This window comes from Brucella haematophila, from assembly GCF_005938105.1.
GTDB classification, from domain to species: Bacteria; Pseudomonadota; Alphaproteobacteria; order Rhizobiales; family Rhizobiaceae; genus Brucella; species Brucella haematophila.
In genome coordinates, this window is the sequence record NZ_VCPE01000012.1 from 84,259 (window position 1) to 108,652 (window position 24,394).

Genomic DNA, 24,394 nt, shown 5'->3' on the forward strand with positions numbered 1-24,394 from the left:
TTTCGAAAAATTTCGATTGGAGGGTAGACAGCTGGAAAATCGACCGGTATACACCCGCTCACTTCACCGGGGCCGCTGCCTCGGCAAAGCGAGTGGGTGATTAGCTCAGTTGGTAGAGCAGCTGACTCTTAATCAGCGGGTCGTAGGTTCGATCCCTACATCACCCACCATTTTCTCTTCTGAAAACAAACGCTTCCGCTGATTGACCCCGTAACGACCGGGGCCGAAGTGATCGCGAGATCGCATCAAAAAATACTCGTTTCCCCTTCCCGTCTGGATATCATCGCGCACCCAATCTGCACGCTTGAATGCACGCGCGTTGCACCGGGCTCTGCCGTGATTCTCGGATTGGCAGAATTGCCCTGTCACCCACACAGCGCCGGGGGTAGTCGCACCAAAACTGCGGGCACATTACAAATTCATTACATATAATTAATTGGCATATTCATATGCGGTTCATCTAAAAAGAAACACATTACTGGCACGCCAATTGACGGCGCCCCTGTAAAGAGTAATGGAGTCAAACAACCATGAAATATAGAACCGCAATTCTCGCTGTAATCGCATCTACTATGCTTGCTGGACCTGTATTGGCACAGGAAAGCAGCAATGCGAATACACCAAAGCCGGCAACGGAAGCGGCTGCTACACAGGATAATGACGTCAAGACCAAGCGCGGACCAATTGATCTGGAGAAGTTCTCCCGCATGGAAGAGCTTAAGGCTGCCGACACCAATGGCGACGGCGTCCTATCTCGCGATGAAATTGAAGCTCTGGCGCTCAAGCGTATCGTGAAGCGCGAGGCTGATCGTCTGGAACGTCGTCTCGACGTGAAGGGTGACGGCAAGATCACCCTGTCGAACATCGAAAACCAGCGCAAGAAGGAATTCGCCGCGCTGGACCGAAACGATGACGGCGTGCTCGACCGCAAGGAAATGCGTGCCGCCCATATGGGCCGTCAAGGCATGGGCCCAAATCATGGCCGTCACGGTATGGGACAGCACCACAAGGGTGGCGACCATAAGGGTCCAATGAAGGACCAGAAAGAAAAGCCTCAGGAATAACACCTGAAACAAAAGCCCGGGCGCAATGGCCCGGGCTTTTTATTAGTTCGCCTTGGACGATCAGGAGCGGATCACGCCCTTTTTGAGGATGATATTGCCATAAAGCCGCCGCTCACCAGTGCGAATCACGGCGAATGCTTCCGTGGCGCGGTCGTAGAACGCAAATCGCTCCAACGGATCAACGGCAATCTTTCGCCCCTCGGCCACAGCAATGACCGCTTCAAACTCGCCATAAATGGCTGGTGTCTCATTCGGCGCCTTCATGACCGCAGCAGGCTTGTCGACAAAATCATCAAGCGGCAGCACCGACAAGACCGCTTCAGCCATGGCGGTTGCACTGATGCCCGGGAAATCAAGCACTGGCACGCCCGAGGCTTGCGCCGGATAGTTTGCGTCCACGATCACAAGATCGTCGCCATGCCCCATATCTGCGAGAATGGAGAGGAGCGAACCGGTCAGCAAAGGGTTGATGTTTTTCAGCATAGTGTCTGATTCCAGATTTGAGGCATCTTCGATGCGAAAATCTATTCAAACGGCTGCCCATATGCAAACGCCGGCTGCGATGCAGCCGGCGTTTGTCTCAATCATTATCGAAAGATGGCTTACTCGGCCTTGGCTTCGATATTCACCTTGTCCAGCAGCGACAGAGGGTCCTGAGACGCAGAGATCATCTCCAGCGCGCCAATGCCCTTCTCCGCCTTCGATGTGACCGTCAGCTCGAAAATATTCGGCTTGGCGAGGAAGGTGGAGAATGCGGTTACCGCGTCCTGAAGCTTCGGCTGATCCGTTGCCAGTTCCTGCAGGAATGCGGCGGCGATCATGGAGAAGGTGCTGCGCACTTCATCTTCCGTCATGTCGTTTTCTTCCGCATAGAGCTTAAGCGCCTTGGCGATCAGACCCTTTTCCTCAACCTTCACCTTCACTTCGCGTGCCTTGAGGCCAAGAGCCGCAACCTGCGTCATCACCTTGTCGCCCGAGAAGAACTCCTTGGTGAAACCGCCCATCAGGCCATTGACCGAAACGCTGCCCATATCCTTGCCGCTGACGGAAATATCCGAAATGACGAGGTTCTGGTTCGGTTCATCCCAGTTCATCGCCATGTTGGACGAGATTGTCACCTTGTCATAGCCAAGCTTGCGCAACTGGTCGTAAATCTCGTCATTGCCGGATTGCGGCACCGGAAGCGTCATGTCCTCATAGGTAACGCGAATATCGGTCGGGATACCGTTCTGCGGCTTGTTGAGCGCGACTTCGTAGTTCTTCAAAGAGAACTTGATGCGCTCCGGAACCGTCGGAGCCTTGGCTTCCTCAGCAGGTTCTGGCTGTGTTTCTTCAGTCGCTTCCGGCTGAGCATCTTCACCTTCGGTCGCAGGCTCTTCTGTCGAATCCTGCGGAGCACCCGCAATATCGACACCCTGATCATCCGTAGCGACTGCGGCATTATCGCCAGCCGCATCGCCCCCCGCATCGACGGCTTCCTGATCGCCCGCGTCGTCTGTGGTTTCGTCGTTGCCGGTCATTTCATTGACGACTTCCGGCTCATAAGGCAGATCGGCGTCAACGCCTGCGATACGCATGGTGCCGAATTCAGGCAGCAGCGTTGTAAAGGGGAAGTTTTCCGCTTCTTCATCGCTGAGCGCGGCAAGCTTCTTCAAAGCTTCGGCGGTCGGAGCCCAGGAAAAGCCCTGCATGGAAGCTTCATCGACCTTCACGTGATCCGTGCCATCACCGATGTTGATACCCTTGACGGTAGCGTCCACCTTGCTGTTGTCGAAGGCAATCGAGATCTGTGCGATATCGCCCTTGCCCTTGGTGGTGTCGGAAGGCTCGATCTTGAGGCCCAGCAACTCCATATCGCCCTTGCCGATCGTATCCACAATCGACAGCAGGCGCAGGAAGAATTCACGCTGTTCGGCTGGCGTCAGATCTTCCGGGTTTTTAACCGCCTCGATCTGCTGAACCATGTCCAGCAGCGGCTCGGCTGGCATGCGCATGCTGAAGCCATTGCTGCGAATCTCGTCATAGCTGAAATTCACTTCACGGCTCTTCATGACGATATTCTTGGCCGAGAACGGACCATAGACCGGCTTGGCGCCCTTATCGTCCGGTCCGGCTTTATCCGTGTAGAGACGGGCCAGATAAACGGCGTCAATGTCCTTGCCTTCGGTCAGGCCCATCGAGCCTTGCATCTGGTCGCGGACTGGTTCGCCTTCTTCCTTGGGCACTTCAAACGCAAATTCAAACGTCGTGCCTGCAGCGGAAAAACGGGCGACGTGACCTTGCTTGATGTCTTCGAGCTTCACGTCCTTGTAGGAGACTTTCTGCTCGTTGCCCGCAATGGTCTGAACCAGATTGATTTCCGGCGCGACGACGCTCTTGGCCGAGAACCGGCCAACGCGCTCAGGCACGGTCAGCTGGCTGTTGCCAAAGGTTTCGCGCAATGTCGAAATATCGAAATTCGCATCGTCGATCTTCACATTCGGAATGGAGATCTTGTAATTGGCGACCTGCGTGTTGATGTCTGTCGCATCAAGCATACCCGTCAGGAACAGAAATTTCGGACGACCTTCAATCGAGCCGATGCGCACTTCAGAGCCGTTCTTGAGCGGCATCGTCACGTCGCGCAGATGAATGCGCCCGAAGAAATCGGCTTCAACGGAGGCAGCCTTGCCGCCGCGCTTTTCCAGTTGTGACGTGATGGTGTTCTGAAGCGTGATCTTGTATCCGGTCAGACCAGCGGCAGCTATCGCGATGACCGCAACGGCTGCCCAAAGCGCCTTGCGTCCACCCTTGCCGGTCCCGTTCTTTGCCTGCTCCACGATATTCGTCCTTTCAGCGCAATTGAAACGGTAGTTGTGTCAGCCGCTATCGCCTTGGGATCGTGCAACCAGACGAAAAGTCGTGGTTTGCAGAAACACGGCTAAAACAACGGTTTAGAGCATCGTCTAACTACCTGTAATTGTATGCGCAAGCAGGAACGGCAGTTGTTGCCTGATTTTTCGGCATACCCCCAATTAAATCCATAGTTTTTTGGTAGATCGCGCTAGAAACGCCACAGTAATTCACATCAGAGCGGCGCTTGCGGGTGCGGCGAACCATCATAAGCGCCCCAGATCGACTGGTCGAAATTGACGATGGCTCCGGTCATCAGCCCCGATTCTTCCGAAGCAAGAAACGCAATTGCGCGCGCAACTTCCGTAGGGTCGATCAAGCGCCCGAAGGGCTGTGCCTTGGCGGCGTCATCAAGCCAGTGGGCGGGCGCGTCATGAAACTCGCGCTGGATACGGTCCTCGCCGTCCGACGCCATCCAGCCGATATTCAGGCAATTGACGCGGATGCGATTGCGCAGGACCGAATAGGCAACGTTACGGGTCAGCGTGTCGACTGCGCCCTTGGACGCGCAATAAGCCGCGATGAAAGGCTGGCCGCCCATTGATGACATGGAGGATATGTTGACGATAGCCCCCTCCACCGCATCGCGACGGAAAAGCTTGATGGCTTCCTGAATGAGAAAGAAAGGCGCTCTGGTATTCACTGCAAACAGCCGGTCGAAAAGTTCTGGCGAGGTATCCAGAATGGTTCCACGGTCGGTCAGCCCGGCCGCATTGACCAGAATATCGAGACGCCCGAATGCACGATCAGCTTCAGCGATGATCTTTCTGCAATCATCGACTTTCTCCAGATCGGCCTGAACAAAGACCGCGCGCGTGCCGATTGCCTCAAGCAGATCAACCTGCGCCCGCCCCTTTTCTACGGACCGTCCGCAAATCACCAGACCGGCGGCTCCACGCTCAGCAAACAGCTTAGCCGTGGCCGCACCCAATCCTTGCGTGCTGCCAGTGATGACAGCAACCTTGCCTTTCAACTGCTCGCTCATCGCCATCTCCGAAACCCGATCAAACTCTACCGCCCAGCTCGGCTGACAGGTCGGACAATTCCTGACCGCCAGCCATCAGGCTTTGCAATTCATCCATATCGACTTCGCTCTTGGTGCGGGTGCCCAGTGTCACGCCGCGATTGAGTACGGTGAACTTGTCGCCCACCGCATGGGCATGGCGGACATTGTGGGTGATGAAAATCACGCCCAACCCTCTAGCGCGCACCTGATTGATGTATTTGAGCACCATTGCCGTCTGGCGGACGCCAAGCGCGGAGGTCGGCTCGTCGAGGATCAGTATCTTCGCCCCGAAATAAACCGCACGGGCAATGGCCACGCATTGTCGCTCGCCACCGGACAGTGTGCCGACGGCCTGCTGCGGATCGCGCACGTCAATGCCGATCCGGCGCATTTCCTCGCGGGTCACATCCTCGGCGAACTGCGTGTCGAACCAGCGCAGCGGCCCGATCCCCTTGGTCGGTTCGCGACCCAGAAAGAAGTTGCGCATCACCGACATGAGCGGGATCATCGCCAGATCCTGATAGACCGTCGCGATACCATGGTCGAGCGCATCGCGCGGGCTGTTAAACACAACCTGTTTGCCTTCGACAAAGAAGTCGCCGCTGGTCGGCTTATGCACACCGGATAAGGTCTTGATGAGTGTCGATTTGCCCGCGCCATTATCGCCGAGCAGGCAATGAACCTGTCCTGGCTCGACGCTCAGCGAGACGCCATTCAGCGCAATAACCGGTCCGAAATGTTTGACAAGATTACGGATTTCAATCGTCGGCGTCGTCGTTGTCATTGTCATGGCAACCTCCCGGCTCAGCGCTCGCCCGTGGCGCGCTTGCGAATGAAATTATTGAAGAGAACGGCGATCAGCAGCATTCCGCCGAGGAAGACGAGATACCAGTCCTGATCGATCTGCGTGTAGGTCAGGCCGATCAGCACCATGCCGAAAATGATGGCGCCAAAGAATGCACCGATGGCCGAGCCGTAACCGCCCGTCAGCAGGCACCCGCCAATGACAGCCGCGATGATGGCTTCAAACTCTTTCTGGAAGCCGCGCCGTGCATCGGTCGATCCGGCATCAAGCACGGTGAGGATCGCGACCAGCGCTGCGGCCATGGCCGTGCACATGAAGAGTGTGGTCTTGACGCGGCGCACCGGAACACCGGAATTGCGCGCCGCCAAAGCATCGCCACCCGCTGCGAAAATCCAGTTGCCAAAGCGGGTGCGCACCAGAACATAGGTGGCGATCAGCGCCACACCGGCGAACCATAGTACCTCGACCGGAACGCCTTTTACGGTTGGTTCGCCATTGGGAAATTTAGCGATCAGGTCGCGCTCGGCCATCCAGGCGAACAGCCCCTGAAACGCATCGCCGGAAAACAAACCGGCAATCATGCTGTTGCCGACAGCTTCCTTGACGCCGCGAAGCTGCGTTGCGCCGCCAGTTGCCCACTTGAGGCCGACCAGCGACAGGCCTCGCAGAATAAACAGAAAAGCCAGCGTCACGATAAAGGACGGCAACCCCGTCCTGATGACGATCTGGGCATTGATCACGCCGACCAGCGCCGCAAAGACGAGAGTGAGAATAATCGCCACGACAAGCGGCACCTGCCAGACGACGAGTGCTGCGGCAAAAATCAGACCCGCAAAGGCCACCATCGAGCCGATGGAAAGATCAAACTCTCCACCGATCATCAAAAGCGCGGCGGCAACTGCGAGAATACCGAGCTGCGACGCGGGCGCCATGAAATTCATGATGCCCGCAGCCGTGAACATTGCCGGATTGGCTGTGGTCAGGAAGAAAGCCGTGATGAGAATAAGCCCGGAAACGGCACCAAGTTCAGGTCGGCTCAAGAGCCGCTGGATCGGACTTGCCGTTTTCAGCCGTTCGTCTCGTTGCTCCGCAATCGTCGCGGGCTTCGGTTCGGACATTGGTTCACTCATGATTTTCTCCTGAAGCCGTCTCGCAGCTGCGCCATGCGCAGCCGTCGAGCTTCGGGTGCGACCACCCGTTCCCGCCCATCGCAATGGGCGGGTGCTACAATAAGCTATTTAGAACCGGAGGAGATTTTGGTTCTGGCGAGCCGAAAATGGTGCAGTTTGAGAACCGGAGCGCAGTGTACTTTTGGGTACATGAGCAGCGGATACGCATGATCCTGAAAAGTTTTAGACTTTTCAGACAAGATCATGCGCATAAATCCCCAAAACAGTGCCATTTGCAGGCCGCCAGAGCCGAAATATTGCCGGTTCTAGCGGATGCCCTTGGCGGACAACTCCACAACCTGCTTGGCCTTATCCTTGGTAATCAGGTTCGGACCGGAAGGCACATTGCCGCCGGGCATCAGGCCGTATTTAGCATTGAGGGCAAGGAACGAGACCGGCAGATAGCCTTGCAGAAACTGCTGCTGGTCGATGGCAAAGTCTGCCTTGCCGTTCTCGACTGCCTCAAGGAAACCCGGAGACATATCGAAGGTTGCGACATGAATGCCGCTGCGCCCGCTTTCGCCAGCCGCCTTCACTGCAGGTTCACCGGCAAGCGTGGCATTGAGCGTCAGGATCGTATCAATCGTCGTATCCGAAGCGAGCGCTGCACGCACCTTGGCTTCGTTTTCAGCCGGATCGGTCGAGGTCGGCAGAACGGTTACGTCACCGAAGCCTTCCTTGAAACCGGCGCAACGCTGATCAAGCGAGACATTGCCCACTTCCTGATTGACGCAGATGCCCTTTTTGCCGCCAGCCTTTTTCAAGGCTTCACCGGCAGCTTTGCCCGCATCGGCCTCATCCTGACCGACATGCAGCAGTGCACCGAGCTTTTTGGAAGCGTCGGAACCGGAATTCATCGAGATAACCGGAATACCCGCCGCAACAGCACGCTGGATCGACGGCCCGAGCGCATCTGCATCCGGGATCGATACGACAATGCCCTGCGGCTTCTGGTTGATGGCCGCATCGATAAGCTGCGCCATCTGCACCATGTCGAAGGTTTCCGGCGCACGATAGTCAACCTTGGCGCCCGTATCCTTGGCAGCTTCCGCTACACCATTCTTCACCACGGACCAGAACGGATCCGATGCCTGACCATGGCTGACGACAACAATGTTGATGTCAGCCGCATGCGCAGCGAATGACGCCGCCATGAGGGCCACGCCAGCAACTGCCGATTTCAAAAGAGATTTCATGTTCACTCCTCCCATTGCCCGACGCTCCCCGCCGGTTTTCTCGATTTTTCAGCCTTGCCGGTATTTTCGCGGTGACTTCCTCCAAGCCATGACCCGCAACATAAACCGATTTCGGCTACTCAATAGAATGAAACAATCATTAGAAAATTCTCGTGGAATTATAATTCCATTTCTGCTAGCTCATGTCAATCGCATAAGCTCTCCCTGAAATGCATATTTTCCGGCTGGACGATGTGTATTGCAGGTGCGGCTTTGCCAGCATGTACAATGTCAGCGCTTGGGAGGAAGGCATGGCAGTCGTTACAGGTCTGATCGGGTCCGGCTTTATGGGTAAGACCCATGCGCTGGCACTTGCCAACGTCAATCGCATCTTCGATCTGCCCGTGCAGGTCGAGCTGCACACGCTGGCCGATATTGATGAAACAACGGCACAGAAAGCTGCAAAACAGCTGGGCTTTGCCCACGCGACCGGCAACTGGCGCGACCTGATTGCTGATCCGGCAATCAATCTCATCGATATCACCACTCCCAACCGCTTTCACAAAGAAATGGCCTTGGCGGCGATTGATGCGGGCAAGCATGTCTATTGCGAAAAGCCTCTCGCCCCCAGCGCAGCCGACTGTCTGGAGATGACGCTGGCGGCAGAGAAGAAAGGCATCCAGACAGCCGTTGGATTTAATTATCTCAAGAACCCGATGATCAGGCTGGCGAAAGACATTATAGACAGCGGTGAAATTGGAGAGGTTCGAAACTTTCGTGGCATCCATGCGGAAGATTTCATGGCCGATGCGCGCATCCCATGGACGTGGCGACTGGACCCGGCAGGCGGTGGCGGCGCTCTTGCCGATATTGGCAGTCATATCATCGCCGCCGCGCGTTATCTGGTCGGGCCGGTTGCCGAAGTCATGGGCAAGACTGTCACCGCCATTCGCGAGCGCCCGGACAGTGCCAATCCCTCACAGAACAAACCGGTTGAAGTGGATGATGTCTGTCACGCCATGGTCAGCTTTGCCAATGGGGCGACCGGGACACTGGAAGCAAGCTGGATCGCCAGCGGGCGCAAAATGCAGCACGACTTTGAAATCTCCGGCTCGAAAGGCGCGATCTTCTTCTCGCAGGAGCGCTTCAACGAGCTGGACCTGTTTCTCTATGCCGACAAAAAGGGACAGCAGGGTTTTCGCAAGATCTTTGCCGGTCCTGATCACGAACCTTATGGGTCGTTCTGCGTGGCGGCTGGGCACCAGATCGGGTTCAACGACCTCAAGACTATCGAAGTGCGCGACTTCCTGCTGGCCATTGCGGGTCACAATACCGGCCATGCCGATTTCCGCGAAGGCTATGAAGTGCAAAAGACACTGGAAACGATCTACGCTTCAGCACGCGAAAGGCAGTGGCGCAATGTTTAAGCACGGGATTTCGGCTGCACGATGAACTGGCCGTCGAGGTGCAGGATATGTGCCTCGATCCCATAAATCTGTCGTAGCCGCTCCGGCGTCAGCACATCCTGCGGCGGACCATCTGCCGCAAGACACCCGTTATCGAGAATGATCAGCCGCGTGCAATATTGTGCCGCGAGGCTCAGCTCATGCAGTGACGCGATCACCGTCCGGCCTTCATGCGCAAGGGCTGCAAAATTTTCCATCAGGGCCAGTTGATGCGACGGATCAAGCCCGGCCACAGGCTCATCGGCGAGAATGAGCGGCGTATCCTGCGCCAGAACACGCGCGATCAGCACCCGCGCCAGTTCGCCGCCGGAAAGCGCATTGGCCGGGCGCTCGCAGAAAGCCTCAACATCCATGCGTTGCATCGCCGAGCGGATCAGCGCTTCATCAGCAGCATCCAGTGAAGCAAAGCTTGGTTTCAGCGCAGAACGTCCCAATGACACCAGCATATGGGAGGAAACGGGCCAGGCCACATCGCGCTCCTGCGGCAGATAGGCAATCGCCGCGGCTTTATTGCGCGCATTGAGACTACCGATCGCTCGGCCATCCAGCGAAACTGCGCCACCTGCGCGGACAAGGCCGAGCATTGCTTTCAAAAGCGTGGTTTTGCCCGCGCCATTCGGACCGATGAGACCGATGAACTCGCCCGCCTCCGCATCGAAGCCAACCCGATCCAGCACGGTTTTCCCACCCAGCGACACGCTGATATTTTGGACCGAGAGCGCCGTCATACGAGTTGCCTTCGATATTTGAACACCAGCCACAGGAAGAATGGCGCGCCGATCAGGGCCGTCACAACGCCAAGCTTCAGTTCCCTTCCAGGCATGGCGACCCGCACCAGAACATCGGCAGCAAGCAGCAAAGCAGCGCCGCCCAAGCTACTCGCGACAAGCAGCCGCGACGGTCGCGCGCCAACCAGCGGCCGCAGCAAATGCGGCACGACAAGGCCAACGAACCCGATAGCACCTGCCACTGCTGTTGACGCGCCGACACAAAGTGCCGTGCCGAGAACGGCCAGAAGTTGCACACGCGCCAGACTGACGCCCATGCTTGCTGCGGCATCGGCACCGAGCGTCAGGCTATCGAGCGCCCGCCCAAGCGACAGCAGCATGATCCAGCCAACGAGGATGAACGGAACCACCAGCATCACATGAGTCATCGAACGGTCCGCCAATGAGCCGAGCATCCAGAAAACGATTTCCATGGCTGCGAAGGGATTGGGCGACAGGTTCAACGCCAGAGCAGTCAGCGCACCAGCAAGGCTGGTCACCGCAACACCGGCCAGAATGACCGCCAGCGTTCCGGCATTGCGCCCAGCCAGAAGCTTGACGAGAAAAACCGACGCGAATGCACCGGCCAGCGCCAGCAATGGCAAAGCCAAGGGAAATAACAGAGACAGCCCCGTGTAGATGGCGATGACGGCGCCAAACGAAGCGGAAGCACTGACGCCAAGCAACCCCGGTTCTGCCAGCGGGTTTCGCAGATAGCCTTGAAGTGCCGCCCCTGACAGGCCGAGCGATACTCCGATCAGCAGCGCCAGCAAGGCGCGCGGCAGACGGATTTCGCGCATGACCAGCACGATGGCATCGCCCTCGCCGCTGAACAGCGCCCGGAGACTGTCACTCATACTGATATTGGCTGGCCCGGTCAGCAGTGACCATGCGAAGAGAACCGCAACCAGCAAGGCAAGGACTGCAAGCAAAAGAACGAAACGAGCGTTTTCAGTCACGCGCCGCCTCGCTTAGTCTTGCCACGGCTTCAACACTGAACGGCCCGCCGCAAACGGTCAGATTATCAGGAAGCGTCATTGCTTTTGCCTCGCGTTCTATTGCGCGCAAGGCCGGATGCTGGAAGTTTTGAAATGCGAGCGCCGGTGCACGCTCATTCGCACTGAGGATCAGCATATCGGGCTTTTCCATCACCAGCATTTCCAGAGGCAGCGCCGCAGGACCGTTGACGCCAGCCCGGTCGGCAATATTGTCCAGCCCTGCCAGTTTGACCGCCTCGTCAATCAGCGTGCCGCGCCCGGAGGTGTAACTATTGGCGAAATAAAGCGCCACAGTCTTGCGATGTTGCGGCTTTTCAATTGCCGAAAGCCCTGCCCGCATGGAAGCGATCTGCGCATCCGCCTGCTCTTCGCGCCCCAGCAACGCACCCATACGCCGCAGATGTGTTTCGATATCGTCAAAGGAGCGGGCGGGTGCAAACTGTTCCACGCGCAGGCCAAGCCTGCGCAGGAGATCGACCGTCACCTGCGATGAAAACGTGCCCGCAAGCACCAGATCCGGCTTCATGAGGAAAACCTCTTCCGCCTGCGCCTGATTGACCGGCAGTTGCGCCGCCTGCCCGGCCAGCACGGAAAGCTGCGGATCGCGCGACAGATGAGAAACCGACTGCAACTGCCCCGGCGCAGCCAGAAGTATCGCCAGCTGATCGGTGCAAACATTGATCGACACCACGCGCTGCGGCGGTGCTGCCTCGGCAGACGAAAGAGCGACCGAAACCGTGGCTGCCAGCGCCAGAAACCAGTTTCTGCCAAGGATCGTCGCTCTCATCATCCGTCGAAAAAACCTCAGAAATTCCGCGTCAGGCCGATATTGAAGGTACGGCCCGGCGCAATATAGCCGGAGGTTGTCTGATAGTCCTTGTCAAAGATGTTCTCGACCGAAAACTTGAGCTGGGACTGCTTGTCGATGGCATAGAGCGCCACGAAATCGGCGGTCACATAGCTGCCGAGCTTCTGTGTATTCGCGGCATCGGCATAGCGCGAGCCGCCATAGAAGACGCGACCCGTCAGGTCGAGCCCCTCAAACGGCGTATAGTTCACTTCGGCGGTTGCCTTGAAACGTTCGCGATAGGCAAGATCGGTGTCGTTTTCTTCATCGATGGGACGCTTGAAGTCCAGCACCCCCTTCACACCCCACTGGTCATTGAAGCGATGGCCCAGCGTCGCCTCAAAGCCTGTAATCTGCGCACGCGCCACATTATAGGGCAGATAGGAAGGCGCAGTACTTATGATCGCATCGCGCAGTTCGTTGCGATAAAGCGCAAGATCAAGGCTGGTTGCTGCCGAAATCTGCCAGTTCAGCCCCACTTCGTAGGAGTGCGACTTTTCCGGTTCCAGATCGGGATTGGCGAAACCGGGATAATAAAGCTCGTTGAATGTCGGTGCGCGAAAGCCGGTCGCATAAGAGGACCGCACAACGAGATCGGGAACAATCTCATAGCTCGCGCCGATATTATAAGTCGTGATGTCGCCGAATTGCTGGTTGTGGTCATAACGCACGCCGCCATCCACGCGCAGTGCTTCATATTCCAGAGAATATTGTCCGAACACTGCCGCGAGATTGCGTCCCGTCTCATCATAGTCGACGGTGGAATCGATGGTCTCGCGATAGGCTTCTACACCGCCGGTCACAACGTGCTTTGCCTTACCCGTCTCGAAATTCTTCTCGGTGGACGCGAAGACGCCATAGCGCTTGGTTTCATACCGGTCTGAACCGGACACGCCCTTGCGGAAATTGCGGCTGCTGTCGACGCCGGTGCTTAATTCAATTTTTGACGACCAGTCATCCGTGTGATCGATCCGCGTGCCGATTTTTCCCGCAAACGCGGTGTTGTAAGCCTGATTGGCGGAAGGATATTCGGAATCATACTGGTTGCGGCCCCGGCTCAAAAGCCCGTCCGCATAGAGCCTGCCCCAGTCGAAGTCTTTTCCAAGCGAGAAGTTGAACGAGCCTTGCAGGAAGCCGTCCCGATCCGGCTCGTGCCCAAACGTATCAGGGCTGGTGAAATCATAGCCCTGCGTGCCGGTTATCGCCGCGCCAAAGGCATAATCAACACCCGCAGCGCTTTGTCCCTGTATCGAGCCGGATGCATAGCCGCCCCAGGGGTGGGTGACGCCTGTGGTCAGGCTGCCGCACCATGAACGCTCGCCACAGGCCCCGCCCTGCTTGGTGATGATGTTGATGACCCCGCCCATGGCATCCGCGCCATATTGGGCGGAATGACCGCCCTTGGCGATCTCGATGCGCTCGATGGAGGTCAGCGGAATATTGGCCAGCGCCGTGGTGCCGTCCGTCGCCGATGCGGTGCGCACGCCATTGACCAGCACAACCGTCTGCTTGGACGACATGCCACGCAGATAAATGTCGGATTTGGACCCCTGCCCGCCATTCGTCTTGATCGAAACGCCACTATAGGTTTTCAGCAGCGATTGCAGATCAGGTGCTGCCGAGCGCTCGATTTCGGCCTTGTCGATCACCGTCACCGACGATGTGGATCGTTGCAGCGAAGTCGCGCGGCGAAGCGGCGTGACGACGACCGTGTCGAGAACAACGCCTGCGCCGGCATCGTCCGTGGCGCTGGCGGTTTGGGCCGAAGCGGCGAGCGGATTTGCAGCCGCAAAAGCCGCAGCCAGCAAAATGGATAATTTTGAAATATGCACCTGTATCTTCTCCTGCAAGGCAGCGTCGCCTGACCGCAGGTCGAAGAAATAAGGGGGAAACCTGTTTCTCGTTCCGGCGGCAACATTTGTTCAATGTCACCGCTACGGAAAGCCGCGCCCCGACACGCCCCGTGTCGAAACTAGGTGACCAGATACGGCAGGTCTCCTGACTTCCGGGTCGCCGCTGTTCTTCCGCCTTCCCGAATGCGTCTGCACTCAGTGGCTTAATCGCCTCAGCGATTATGGAAGATAACTCTCCGGTTACAGTTGCGGGGGCAGTCGCAGAATTGGCCAGATGGCCTCACCGCGTTCCCTTTTCATCCGCCTTTTATAGCGAAACCGTTTCCTGTTTCCAGCGTTAGCAAGGCTGATCCCGATTGGCAATGCGCCAAAAAGGCTTCTCCCTGAATCGCATTCTCAACGAAGCGATTCAGGGCATTGTTTTCAAACATCTTTGGTTCGAGCACTTCCAGCAAAAGTGCGCAGCGGTTTTGCGTAGGATAATGCGTGAAAACAAATGGCTAGAGCGGTTTCGACCGCTCTAGCGCAGGAACGCCCGGAAGCGTTGCAGCGCAAAGTAAAACAGCACTGATCCGATGACGATCAAAGCCAAAAATTGCGGCCACACCACGCTGATCCCCGCCCCTCGAAACAGGATTGCCTGCGCCAAGATGACGAAATGCGTGTTGGGCGCCACCAGCATGATGTTCTGGATGATGTCCGGCATGCTTTCCCGCGGGGTCATCCCGCCTGAAAGTACCTGCAACGGCATCAGCACCAGCATCAGCAACATGCCGAACTGCGGCATGGAGCCAGCAACTGTCGCCAGGAAAATCCCGAGGCTTGTCGTTGCGAAAAGCTGCAATGCGGCACCGGCCAGAAACAGGAGAACCGACCCGTAAACCGGCACGGCCAGCAGGCCTTGCACGACAAAGATCAGCGCAAAAGCAGAGGCTACCAGCACGACCAGCCCCATGGACCAGACCTTGCTGACCATGATTTCGATAGGCGTGACCGGCATAACCAACAGATGCTCGATGGTTCCGTGTTCGCGCTCGCGGATCAGCGCAGCACCCGTCAGGATGATCGACAGCATGGTGACCGACGAGATGACATTGTTGATTGCGCCGAACCAGCTCTTGTTCAGATCCTGATTGAAGCGGGATCGCAAATTGAGATCGACCTTCGTATCCGCCGCGCCGCGATAGCGGTTCAAAAACTCGTTCACCTCGCCGGAAACGATGGACTGGACATAACCGCCGCCCGTGAAGGCCTGGCTCATGCGCGTCGCATCCACATTGAGCTGAATGGTCGGTGAGCGCCCGGCCAACAGATCGCGCTGGAAATTCGGCGGAATATTCAGCGCAAACGTGTCCAGCCCCTCATCCATGCGACTGTCCATTTCGTAGGACGAAATGAGTTTGGGCGGCACGAAATAAGGCGGATAAAAAGCCGCCGTAATACGGCTGGAGACCGGCGACTGGTCCTCATCGACAATGGCGATAGCCGCATTGCTGAGGTTTTCCGGCTGCGCTCGCGCGGACGTATAGACTGCCAGCGTGAACGCATAGACGATGAGGAGCAGAAGCATCGGATCACGGGCGAGACCGCGCAATTCCTTGATGCCGAGCTGAAGTATGTTGGCTATCCGCATCTCAGCCCGCCTGTTTTTTGAGAAGGAGAATGGCCAGCACCATCAGCACCGGAATGGCGATCAGCAACGGGATGAACGACCCGGCAAGATCACCAAAATCCAGTGCCTTGGAAAACACCCCGCGCGAAATAGTCACGAAATAGGTCGTGGGATAGATCTTGCCGATGAATGCGCCAGCGCCCTGCAATGACGAAACCGGATCGATGATGCCGGAATATTGCACTGCGGGAATGAGCGTCAGCAACGCCGTGCCAAAAATGGCCGCGATCTGGCTGCTCATGAAGGTAGAAAGCACCAGTCCCATACCGGTCGCGATGATGACATAGAGCAGCGCCGCCGCTGCATAGGTGAGGAAACTTCCCGTAAATGGCACCCGGAAGATGAAGACCGCAAAGGCTGTGAGCATCAGGAAGTTCAGGAAGGCGAGCGCGATATAGGGCAATTGCTTGCCGAACAGAAACTCGAACTTGGTCACCGGCGTCACATAGAAATTGATGATCGAGCCAAGCTCTTTTTCGCGCACCACGCTCAAAACCGCAAGCATGGCCGGGATCATCAAAAGCAGCATCGGAATGACCGCCGGAACCATCGCCACCAGGCTTTGGACGTCGGGATTGTAGCGGTAGCGAATTTCCAGATTGAAATTGCCAACCGTCGCCGCATTGCCATAAAGCTCACGCGCCTTTTGCGTCAGCCAGTTGGCATGCATGCCCTGCACATATCCACGCACCGTTTCGGCGCGGGTTGGCATGGCGCCGTCAATCCACGCTGCCACTTCAACCGGCCGCCCATGCGCGATATCTGCGCCAAAGCGCGGCGGTATCTCGATGGCAAGGCTGATTTCGCCGTTGCGCATCCGCCGGTCGAGATCGTCATAGTCGGTGATCGGCGGCATTTCGGTAAAATAGCGCGAACCGGCAATCTGCTGCGTGTAATCGCGGCTGACTGTCGTATCGTCACGGTCGAGCACCGCAAATGTCAGGTTTTCAACGTTGAGATTGATGCCATAACCGATCACGAACATCAAAATCACTGTGCCAAGAATGGCGAGCGTTGCGCGGATCGGATCGCGCTTCAGTTCCAGCGCCTCGCGCCGCGTGTAAGCAAGCATTCGGCGCGGATTGGGAAGCCAGCTTGAAGAAGGCTTGGCATGGCCGGTCGGAGCCTGAACCGGCGCTGGCGTCTCTTCTACAACGAGTGCGGCCGGTTGAGCCGTCTCGCCGATGGCTTCGGTCAGATAGGCGATAAACGCTTCTTCCAGCGTCGCCGCATTGCGGCTTGCCGTGATCGCCTTCGGCGTGTCGCTGATCAGCACCTTGCCCGCATGCATCAATGAAATGCGGTCGCACAGCTCCGCCTCATTCATGAAGTGGGTCGAGACGAAGATGGTCACATTGTCCTTGCGCGACAGATCGGCAAGAATTTCCCAGAATGCATCGCGCGCCACCGGGTCCACACCGGAGGTCGGCTCATCGAGAATGAGGATATCCGGCGAATGGATCAGCGCCACCGCCAGAGACAGGCGCTGGCGGATGCCGAGCGGCATGGAATCCGGTAGTTCATCCATCACTTCGGCCAGATCAAAACGCGCGGAAAGCTCCTTGATGCGCCGCGCCGTCAGTTCCGGCTCCATGCCGAACAGCTTGGCGTGAAGCTCCAGATTCTGAAGAACGGTCAGCTCGGAATAAAGCGAAAAGGCCTGCGACATGTAGCCGACGCGACGCCTGATATCGATATCCTTCGGATCGACCTCACGCCCGAACAAGCGCGCAATGCCCTCGCTTGCAGGCAAAAGGCCGGTCAGCACCTTCATGGTCGTGGATTTGCCGCAGCCATTGGAGCCGAGAAACCCGAAGATTTCGCCGCGTGGAATGCGGAAGCTCACATTATCGACCGCCGTGAAATTGCCAAACCGAACCGTGACATGTTCGGCTTCAATGGCGATCTCCGCATCCGCACCTGGCGCGCGGGGCGGAATGACGATTTCCTTGTGCCCCTGCCGCAATTCTTCCGGCAGCAGCGCAATGAAGGCTGCATCCAGATTGGGGGTGCCTGTGCGTTCCAGCAGTTCCTTCGGCGTACCCGTCGCCAATATCTGCCCGTCATTCATCGCGACAAGCCAGTCGAAGCGCTCTGCTTCCTCCATATAGGCCGTGGCGACGATGACACTCATCCCCGGACGATCCTTGCGGATATCGTCGATCAGTTCCCAGAACTGGCGACGCGACAAGGGATCAACACCGGTGGTCGGTTCGTCGAGGATCAGAAGGTCCGGATCGTGAATGAGAGAACAGCAGAGGCTCGTCTTCTGCTTCATGCCGCCGGAGAGCTTGCCTGCCGGGCGATCCGCAAAGGGCGACATGCCCGTGCGGGCCAGAAGATCGGCAATGCGCCGTTCCCGCTCCTGCCGGTCATGGCCGAACAGCCTTCCGAAAAAGTCGATATTCTCGAAAACCGAAAGCGTCGGATAAAGGTTCTTGCCGAGGCCTTGCGGCATATAGGCGATGCGCGGATAGGCGGATTCGCGATGCTTCCGGTCGGCAATATCGCCGCCAAGCACCTCGATATGCCCTTCCTGCATGCTGCGCGCACCCGAAACGAGCGACAATAGGCTCGACTTGCCGACACCATCAGGACCGATCAGACCAATCATGCGCCCGGCAGGAATATCGAGATTAACGTCGCGCAGTGCCTGTGCCGCGCCATAGGATAGCTTTACGCCCTTCGCGCGAACGACAAAGCTGTCGTCTCCCGCCCCAGACTGGACCGAAGCTTCACTCATTTTACGGTTTCCGCGAGGTTCTTCGGCCATTCAGCAGCAGGATCGAGCTTCACATAGGCCATGCCTGGCAGCCCGGTCTTCACCTGCTGGATATATTTCTGAAGCAACTCCGACGGAATCTTTGCCTTGACGCGGAACATCAGCTTCTGACGTTCCTCTTCGGTTTCAACCGTCTTCGGTGTGAACTGGGCGACATCGGCAACGAAGGAAATCGATGCGGGAATAACATATTGCGGCGCGGCATCCAGTACGATGCGGGCTTCGGCACCGATTGCGACACGGCCAGCCTGCGCGGTCGGCAGGAAGAACGTCATATAGACATCGCCAAGATCGACGAGATTGAGCACACGCCCGCCCGCCGAAAGCACTTCGCCGGGCTGGGCAACGCGGTACTGCACACGTCCCGCCGTCGGCGCGACCAAGGTTGCGTCGTTGATATCTGCAACGATGCTGGCAATCGCCGCCTTGGCGGCTTCCACCGACGCCTCTGCATCGATAACCTGCGCCTTGGCAGCACTGATGGCCGCTTCACTGGCCGCAAGCTGCGCCTTCGCAGCCTCGACCGCTGCCTGCGCACCCTGCGCGCTGGCACGATCATCATCGAGAACCTGTTCGGAAACGGTCCGCGACTGGGTCAAAGCCTGCGAGCGCGCCAAACGCCGCTGAGCTGCATCGAGCTGCGCATTGCGCTGGGCAACCGTCGCCTGATTGGCCGCAAATTCCGCTTCGCGCTGCGTGACGAGGGCTTGCGCCGTCTCGATACCGATCTGCGCGCGGCGCAATTGCGCTTCGGCCTGCGCGCGCTGACTTTCAAGCTGGTCAGTATCCATACGCGCAAGGATTTCGCCCTGTTTGACGAAAGAGCCCTCATTCGCAAGTATTTCACGGATACGACCGGCGCTTTTGGTCGAAATATCGATTTCGGTGGCTTCGATACGGCCATTGCCAGAGGCAATTCCGTCGGGCAATCCGCTGCCGTTCATGGCCTTCCAGGCATAGTAACCACCGACGGCCAGCGCCGCCACCACTGCAGCCACAATCCATTGCTTGCGGTTGGAACTCATGCGAAACACCCTCTTTGCAATATCTAAAATGCCGGCATTATTCTCGAATTAATTCAAAGCATTGGCAGGCGGTTCTCACCTGTCGGGCTGTTCGCATACCCACCGCCCCGCTCGATAATAATCGGAGAACCATTCGGTTGAGGATATGGAACAACTGCGCAAGTTGACAACCAGCAAATGCTAATTAACGCGTGATAAAGTAAATGCCGTCACCGCTCTGCATACAGGTCCCGATTTTCTATCGCTTTGACCTCAATCAACTGATGCTGAAATACTCGCAACTTCTCTGGCGATTTCCTCTGAATTCAGAGTGAATGAGAAGCGCGGGTGCCGATTTGGTGAAATAGAGGGGTAGCGCCGACAGCACCCGCTGGCTGCCGAAGACGGCGTTACGGAAGATCGCGCTGATATGCGCTCGACAGATGGATGAAAGCCGGGATGCCGTTTAGGGCCTGGGCATCCCGGGTCGCCGATTCTGGTGGAAACCAGCAACGGCAGAAGCAATAGCAATTCTGCGAGAAGCGCACTTTGATCAGGATCAAAGTTGCCCGCAGAAATTCACCATTACTTGCCGCACTTGCGCCAGGTCTTCTTCAAATGATTGGATACGTTTTTGAGCTTCGGCTCGGACAGAAAACCCTGCCGAAACAGGATGCTGCCCTTCACTTCTGGCAATGACCGGTTGAGTTCCAGCTGACGTTTGATCTCGTTTAGCCCACCACCTGCCTGCCAGCCCGGCTCCGATGCGGTGACCGTTCCGGCGCGATAGAGCGCCATGCCGATATAGAGATCTGTCTTCGTGCCGCGAACCGTATCCGCCCACCATTTCACGATTGTATCATAGGGCACCGCCTTACGGTCGAACGACCAGTAAACCTGCGGCGCGATGTAATCGATCAGACCGTCCTTGACCCAGCGTCTCGTATCGGCAAAGTCGCCGTCATAGTTCGTCTTGCCCGCGCGCGTGGCCGACCCCAACGGATCATCAGCCTTGTTGCGCCAGACGCCGCCGGGGCTGATGCCAAAACGCACATTCGGCTTGATCGACTTGATCTTGTCGGAAATCTCCTGAACCAGCGTATAGGTGTTGTAGCGTCGCCAGTCATATTTACTGGCAAAGCGGGTACCGAAACGGGCATAGGTCTTGTCGTCATCGAGAGGCGAGGACGCGGTCTCGTAATAGAAATAATCGTCGAACTGAATCCCATCGACATTGTATTTCTGTACGACCTCGGCAGTGATATTCGTCACCCACTGACGCACGGCAGGAATGCCCGGATCAAGAACATAGCGATCCGCCGACACACCCACCCATGACGGATGGGTCTTGTAGACACTCGACGGCGAATCCTTGGGTGAATTCTTCAGCTCCTTGCGCGTCGATGCCTTGACGTCCATCGAAACCCGATAGGGATTGAGCCATGCGTGAAGCTCGATACCGCGCTTGTGCGCCTGCTCAATGGCAAACTGCAACGGGTCGAAGCCCGGATTTTTGCCGAGCGTCCCGGTGAGATAGGACGACCACGGCAGATAAGATGATGCATAAAATGCATCCGCCGCTGGCGACACCTGAAACACCACCGCATTGATTCCGTGTTCCGACGCTTCGTCGAACAGCTTCACCAGTTCCTGTTTTTGTCGGCGGACACGTTCCTCGTCATTCTCGATTTTCGATGACGCGCGCGACGGCCAGTCGAGATTGAGAACGGTCGCGATCCAGCTTGCCTGAAACGCATCACATTGAGAGGACATGGGCGGTGATATGTCGAGAGGCATGGGCATTCCGCTTTTGATTTTCCATTTCCAGCCTTATCCGGCACTCCGAGGCTTGGATATGGTCATTTTAGGCATTAGCTTAGCGCATAATCCGACCGGAGTGAAACGAAGGTCGATAATATTATGCTTGAAATATAAAGGCTTGGAGCGCCGATCTGATGCAATTAGATTGAAACGCGCTCTAAGCAGAATCTGAAGAAGCGAGGAAACATGTACAAGAATATTGTCGCCACGACCGATGGATCGGAATTTGCTGAGCGCGGTCTCGTGCACGCATTCCAGCTGGCCAAAGCCGTTGGCGCAAAGGTCACGGTCGTGACGGTCACCGCTCCCTATTCCGTTTCCGGCCTGCCGGGCGGCTGGACTGACAGTCCCGCTTTCATCGAACGTTTCGAACAGGAATGGAATGAATTTGCCGAGACGACGCTAACGCGCGCGCGTGAACTGGCAGCGGAAACCGGTGCGGAAATCCACACGCTGCATGTGGTTGCCCAACACCCGGCAACGGCCATTATCGATTCTGCAACGGAACTTAGCAGCGATCTCATCGTCATGGCTTCGAACGGGCGACGCGGTTTCAAGGGCCTGCTGCTTGGCAGCCAGACCTATGAAGTCGTCACGCGGAGCACCGTTCCGGTGCTCGTCGTTCGATAGGCTCGATCTGATAAAAAATCGCGGCGGTCAGCTTGTCTGGTGACCGCTGGCGCTTTCAACATCGACCCGGAAGAAAACCGGCTCCAGCTTGCGCGTGCCGCCGTCCTTGGTGACCGTCTTCGTATAGGCCGGTTCCCACCATGTCGGTTCTGCGGACATGATATTGACAATGGCCGTCTTCTCGTCTTCCCGGGCGATCTCGCGATAACGACCGTGCAACACCACGGTTTTCCATTCGGTACGCGATACAATGTGATCGAACAGGATGCAGACAGCATCGTTCTTGCGCATGGCTGCGGTTTTCTGCCCATCGGTCGTGAAGGAATAGAGCGACCCACCGTTAAACCGGAAACTCATCGGCACAATAACGGGGCGGTCGTCCAGAATATAAGCCAGCCGCCCCACATGCGAATTCTGAATCATCTCCCGAAGATCGTAGTCCGACATTTCCTTGATCATCATGGCGTGTCGTCTCCTGAAAAAGCTCTGCTGCACTTGCTAGAGCAGTTCCTGTTTGACGGGATCATCGGAACTGCTCTGGCCATTTGTTTTCAAGTATTTTCCTACGCAAAACCGCTCCGCACTTTTGCTGGAAATACTCTAATACATAGGGCAGTGAGATTGCCTTGACAGCGATCAATGGCGCGAAAGCAATTTGCGTCAGATGAACAAGCGGCCCTCGGCGATCTTCACCGCCGTGCCGCCAATGCGCGCGCCCGTGAGCTTCTGTCCGTTGACGTCGAGTTCAAGACGGATCAGCGACGGACGCCCCATTTCCATGCCCTGCTCAACCCACCATTGCGAACTGCCGTCGACCGGCTTGTCGTTCTGCTGGATCATCCCGGCAAAGGCAGCGGCTGCTGAACCGGTCGCCGGATCTTCATAGACATTGGCGCCGGTCACGAACATGCGCGCATGATAATTGCTGTTGAAGAGGATCGTCTCGCGACAATAGACATAGATCGGCAGCGGGCGGCCATCGACATGCGGCAGACTTTCGGTCACATAAACCGGGTCGATCGACACCTTGGCCGCAGCGATGAGATTGTGAACCGGCACGAGCAGATAGGGCGTGCCTGCACTCCAGATGCCGGGCACGTGATTCTCGAAACCGATCTCGTGGGTTCCAAGCCCGATGGCAGCGGCAGCCTCTTCCTTTTCGACCCGCACGTCGACCTTCTCCGGCAAGCGCGGCAGATCGAATTCGGCAAAAGCACTGTTGTCGCCCAGAATGACGCCGCAGCGCACAATGCCAACCTTTTCCTCCAGCGCGACTAGCCGGTCAGCCTCGTCGCCCGTATTACGGCGGCGCGCCAGCGAAACGGCTGCCCCCACCGTCGGATGACCAGCGAAAGGCAGTTCGTAATCGGGAGTAAAAATCCGCACCGCAGCTTCATGGGCTGGATTGGCGGGTGGAAAGATGAAAACCGTCTCGGACAGATTGAACTCGCGCGCGATGGCCTGCATGCGCGCATCATTCAGCCCTTCGCAGTCATGGACAACGGCCAACGGATTTCCCGCCAGAGCTTTCTCGGCAAAAACGTCGAAAACCTCATAAAAACGGCCGGAAACGGCGGCTTCGCTCATCCCTCATTCTCCCCTCGACACTTTTCTGGAAATCAACCGGGACCAGTGTCTTCAACAATTATATTCAAGCATCACATTTATAGAATTCAGTGCGAGCATAGCCAAATTATCGGCTCTGTCATCAACAAGTCTGGCTTATTTGTTCAATGGCTGAAATGCCAGTCGGCAAAAGCGCGAACATAAGACGGCGTCGCATCGCCCATCATGCCCGCACCCATAATTGGAATGATCTCGGCCAGTTCTGGTTCCGCCTGCGAAGCCACGAAATTTTCGATCCCGGAAACCAGCTCCCGCGACGGCGCATCGAACCGGTAACGGCGGAACAGGGCAATGCTACGATTGCCGGTCACCAGATTGAGCTGCGCCTCGCCTTCAGCGTCGGCCAGATCAAGCCCGGTTTCCTCCTGCACCTCGCGCTGCATGTTGGCGACATAGTCCACGCGTCCCTCGACAATGTCATTATCGTCGATTGATCCTGCCGGGAAATAGATGCGACCGCCACCAGCATTCTGCATGCCCATGCGAGCCGCGATCAGGTGCCCCTCGCCCGAAACGATGACGCCCACGCCAAAGATGTGCCAAGGACGGATTGGCTCGGGATCGTTACGCCAATGCATCAGCGTCGCGAAACTGCTGCGCTTGAACCCCGCCTGCAAGACACCATCGGCCAGTATCGCCTCCGGCGCCAGATAGATTTCGCCGTCGAACAGGGCTGGCTTTGCAGCCTGTTCACGCTTCCAGTTGAGCGCAATCGTCTGTTCATGCTGCTGCGTATATTCGAGCGGCCCCGGAACAACACGGACATCGACGTCATCGATGACATGAACCGTATTTTCCCGCACATGTTCCATAAGAA

The 24,394-nt window shown here is 57.0% G+C and carries 20 protein-coding genes, 1 tRNA gene and 1 riboswitch; of the genes, 4 read left to right on the top strand and 17 right to left on the bottom strand.

Going from position 1 to position 24,394, the window contains the following annotated elements:
• Positions 1-94: 94 nt before the first annotated feature.
• Both FGI60_RS17655 and FGI60_RS17660 read left to right on the top strand, forming a co-directional pair.
• Positions 95-170, top strand: a tRNA-Lys gene (locus tag FGI60_RS17655).
• Positions 171-530: 360 nt separating this feature from the next.
• Complete coding sequence (locus FGI60_RS17660; protein WP_138786318.1) at positions 531-1,064, top strand: EF-hand domain-containing protein; 534 nt, start codon at positions 531-533, stop codon at positions 1,062-1,064.
• Between the two features lie 60 nt (positions 1,065-1,124).
• Here the strand turns inward: FGI60_RS17660 and FGI60_RS17665 are convergent, their stop codons facing one another.
• The 6 genes from FGI60_RS17665 to FGI60_RS17690 form a co-directional block, all read right to left on the bottom strand.
• Entirely contained in the window at positions 1,125-1,547 is a 423-nt protein-coding gene (locus tag FGI60_RS17665) for an RbsD/FucU family protein (protein WP_138786319.1), read from the bottom strand.
• 119 nt (positions 1,548-1,666) lie between these two features.
• Positions 1,667-3,883, bottom strand: coding sequence for a prolipoprotein diacylglyceryl transferase (locus tag FGI60_RS17670; protein WP_138786320.1), 2,217 nt, complete (start codon positions 3,881-3,883; stop codon positions 1,667-1,669).
• A gap of 248 nt (positions 3,884-4,131) precedes the next feature.
• Complete coding sequence (locus FGI60_RS17675; protein ID WP_138786321.1) at positions 4,132-4,941, bottom strand: SDR family oxidoreductase; 810 nt, start codon at positions 4,939-4,941, stop codon at positions 4,132-4,134.
• A 19-nt stretch (positions 4,942-4,960) separates the two neighbouring features.
• The gene (locus FGI60_RS17680) at positions 4,961-5,746 is read right to left on the bottom strand and encodes an ATP-binding cassette domain-containing protein (protein WP_171058801.1); all 786 of its coding nucleotides are present in this window, start codon (positions 5,744-5,746) and stop codon (positions 4,961-4,963) included.
• A gap of 20 nt (positions 5,747-5,766) precedes the next feature.
• The gene (locus FGI60_RS17685; protein ID WP_138786323.1) at positions 5,767-6,897 is read right to left on the bottom strand and encodes an ABC transporter permease; all 1,131 of its coding nucleotides are present in this window, start codon (positions 6,895-6,897) and stop codon (positions 5,767-5,769) included.
• 305 nt (positions 6,898-7,202) lie between these two features.
• Entirely contained in the window at positions 7,203-8,132 is a 930-nt protein-coding gene (locus FGI60_RS17690) for a sugar ABC transporter substrate-binding protein (RefSeq protein ID WP_078339347.1), read from the bottom strand.
• 290 nt (positions 8,133-8,422) lie between these two features.
• Here FGI60_RS17690 and FGI60_RS17695 point away from each other — a divergent pair, with 290 nt between their 5' ends.
• A complete protein-coding gene (locus FGI60_RS17695) occupies positions 8,423-9,538 on the top strand; it encodes a Gfo/Idh/MocA family protein (RefSeq protein ID WP_138786324.1) in 1,116 nt (371 codons plus the stop codon).
• Here FGI60_RS17695 and FGI60_RS17700 read toward each other — a convergent pair.
• The 8 genes from FGI60_RS17700 to FGI60_RS17735 form a co-directional block, all read right to left on the bottom strand.
• Entirely contained in the window at positions 9,535-10,305 is a 771-nt protein-coding gene (locus FGI60_RS17700) for an ABC transporter ATP-binding protein (RefSeq protein WP_138786325.1), read from the bottom strand. The genes FGI60_RS17695 and FGI60_RS17700 overlap by 4 nt on opposite strands.
• A complete protein-coding gene (locus tag FGI60_RS17705) occupies positions 10,302-11,303 on the bottom strand; it encodes a FecCD family ABC transporter permease (RefSeq protein WP_138786326.1) in 1,002 nt (333 codons plus the stop codon). The genes FGI60_RS17700 and FGI60_RS17705 overlap by 4 nt, the downstream gene beginning before the upstream one ends.
• Positions 11,296-12,132, bottom strand: a complete 837-nt coding sequence (locus tag FGI60_RS17710; protein WP_138786327.1) for an ABC transporter substrate-binding protein — start codon at positions 12,130-12,132, stop codon at positions 11,296-11,298. The genes FGI60_RS17705 and FGI60_RS17710 overlap by 8 nt, the downstream gene beginning before the upstream one ends.
• Before the next feature lie 14 nt (positions 12,133-12,146).
• Entirely contained in the window at positions 12,147-14,021 is a 1,875-nt protein-coding gene (locus FGI60_RS17715) for a TonB-dependent receptor domain-containing protein (RefSeq protein WP_138786328.1), read from the bottom strand.
• 139 nt (positions 14,022-14,160) lie between these two features.
• Positions 14,161-14,380: riboswitch (cobalamin riboswitch) on the bottom strand.
• A 182-nt stretch (positions 14,381-14,562) separates the two neighbouring features.
• Positions 14,563-15,675 carry an ABC transporter permease gene (locus FGI60_RS17720; RefSeq protein ID WP_138786329.1) on the bottom strand — a complete coding sequence of 371 codons (1,113 nt, stop codon included), beginning with the start codon at positions 15,673-15,675 and terminating at the stop codon, positions 14,563-14,565.
• A gap of 1 nt (position 15,676) precedes the next feature.
• The gene (gene rbbA, locus FGI60_RS17725) at positions 15,677-18,487 is read right to left on the bottom strand and encodes a ribosome-associated ATPase/putative transporter RbbA (RefSeq protein ID WP_374843784.1); all 2,811 of its coding nucleotides are present in this window, start codon (positions 18,485-18,487) and stop codon (positions 15,677-15,679) included.
• Positions 18,454-19,521, bottom strand: coding sequence for an HlyD family secretion protein (locus tag FGI60_RS17730; protein WP_138786331.1), 1,068 nt, complete (start codon positions 19,519-19,521; stop codon positions 18,454-18,456). The genes rbbA and FGI60_RS17730 overlap by 34 nt, the downstream gene beginning before the upstream one ends.
• Before the next feature lie 564 nt (positions 19,522-20,085).
• Entirely contained in the window at positions 20,086-21,297 is a 1,212-nt protein-coding gene (locus FGI60_RS17735) for a glycoside hydrolase family 10 protein (protein WP_235889852.1), read from the bottom strand.
• Positions 21,298-21,507: 210 nt separating this feature from the next.
• On the opposite strand from FGI60_RS17735, the gene FGI60_RS17740 reads away from it, so the two are divergent.
• Positions 21,508-21,951: a universal stress protein gene (locus FGI60_RS17740; RefSeq protein ID WP_138786332.1), complete on the top strand. Its 444-nt coding sequence runs from the start codon at positions 21,508-21,510 to the stop codon at positions 21,949-21,951.
• A 27-nt stretch (positions 21,952-21,978) separates the two neighbouring features.
• Here the strand turns inward: FGI60_RS17740 and FGI60_RS17745 are convergent, their stop codons facing one another.
• From FGI60_RS17745 to FGI60_RS17755, 3 genes are all read right to left on the bottom strand, one after another.
• Positions 21,979-22,413: a pyridoxamine 5'-phosphate oxidase family protein gene (locus tag FGI60_RS17745; protein ID WP_138786333.1), complete on the bottom strand. Its 435-nt coding sequence runs from the start codon at positions 22,411-22,413 to the stop codon at positions 21,979-21,981.
• 198 nt (positions 22,414-22,611) lie between these two features.
• The gene (locus FGI60_RS17750; protein ID WP_138786334.1) at positions 22,612-23,538 is read right to left on the bottom strand and encodes a PhzF family phenazine biosynthesis protein; all 927 of its coding nucleotides are present in this window, start codon (positions 23,536-23,538) and stop codon (positions 22,612-22,614) included.
• Between the two features lie 143 nt (positions 23,539-23,681).
• Positions 23,682-24,389: an NUDIX hydrolase gene (locus FGI60_RS17755; protein ID WP_138786335.1), complete on the bottom strand. Its 708-nt coding sequence runs from the start codon at positions 24,387-24,389 to the stop codon at positions 23,682-23,684.
• Between the last annotated feature and the right edge of the window lie 5 nt (positions 24,390-24,394).

Coding starts and splice junctions, on each gene's coding strand:
- FGI60_RS17660 (WP_138786318.1), top strand. CDS start 531: ATGAAATATAGAACCGCAATTCTCGCTGTAATCGCATCTACTATGCTT.
- FGI60_RS17665 (WP_138786319.1), bottom strand. CDS start 1,547: ATGCTGAAAAACATCAACCCTTTGCTGACCGGTTCGCTCCTCTCCATT.
- FGI60_RS17675 (WP_138786321.1), bottom strand. CDS start 4,941: ATGAGCGAGCAGTTGAAAGGCAAGGTTGCTGTCATCACTGGCAGCACG.
- FGI60_RS17680 (WP_171058801.1), bottom strand. CDS start 5,746: ATGACAACGACGACGCCGACGATTGAAATCCGTAATCTTGTCAAACAT.
- FGI60_RS17685 (WP_138786323.1), bottom strand. CDS start 6,897: ATGAGTGAACCAATGTCCGAACCGAAGCCCGCGACGATTGCGGAGCAA.
- FGI60_RS17690 (WP_078339347.1), bottom strand. CDS start 8,132: ATGAAATCTCTTTTGAAATCGGCAGTTGCTGGCGTGGCCCTCATGGCG.
- FGI60_RS17695 (WP_138786324.1), top strand. CDS start 8,423: ATGGCAGTCGTTACAGGTCTGATCGGGTCCGGCTTTATGGGTAAGACC.
- FGI60_RS17700 (WP_138786325.1), bottom strand. CDS start 10,305: ATGACGGCGCTCTCGGTCCAAAATATCAGCGTGTCGCTGGGTGGGAAA.
- FGI60_RS17710 (WP_138786327.1), bottom strand. CDS start 12,132: ATGATGAGAGCGACGATCCTTGGCAGAAACTGGTTTCTGGCGCTGGCA.
- FGI60_RS17720 (WP_138786329.1), bottom strand. CDS start 15,675: ATGCGGATAGCCAACATACTTCAGCTCGGCATCAAGGAATTGCGCGGT.
- rbbA (WP_374843784.1), bottom strand. CDS start 18,487: ATGGCCGAAGAACCTCGCGGAAACCGTAAAATGAGTGAAGCTTCGGTC.
- FGI60_RS17730 (WP_138786331.1), bottom strand. CDS start 19,521: ATGAGTTCCAACCGCAAGCAATGGATTGTGGCTGCAGTGGTGGCGGCG.
- FGI60_RS17735 (WP_235889852.1), bottom strand. CDS start 21,297: ATGCCTCTCGACATATCACCGCCCATGTCCTCTCAATGTGATGCGTTT.
- FGI60_RS17740 (WP_138786332.1), top strand. CDS start 21,508: ATGTACAAGAATATTGTCGCCACGACCGATGGATCGGAATTTGCTGAG.
- FGI60_RS17745 (WP_138786333.1), bottom strand. CDS start 22,413: ATGATGATCAAGGAAATGTCGGACTACGATCTTCGGGAGATGATTCAG.
- FGI60_RS17750 (WP_138786334.1), bottom strand. CDS start 23,538: ATGAGCGAAGCCGCCGTTTCCGGCCGTTTTTATGAGGTTTTCGACGTT.
- FGI60_RS17755 (WP_138786335.1), bottom strand. CDS start 24,389: ATGGAACATGTGCGGGAAAATACGGTTCATGTCATCGATGACGTCGAT.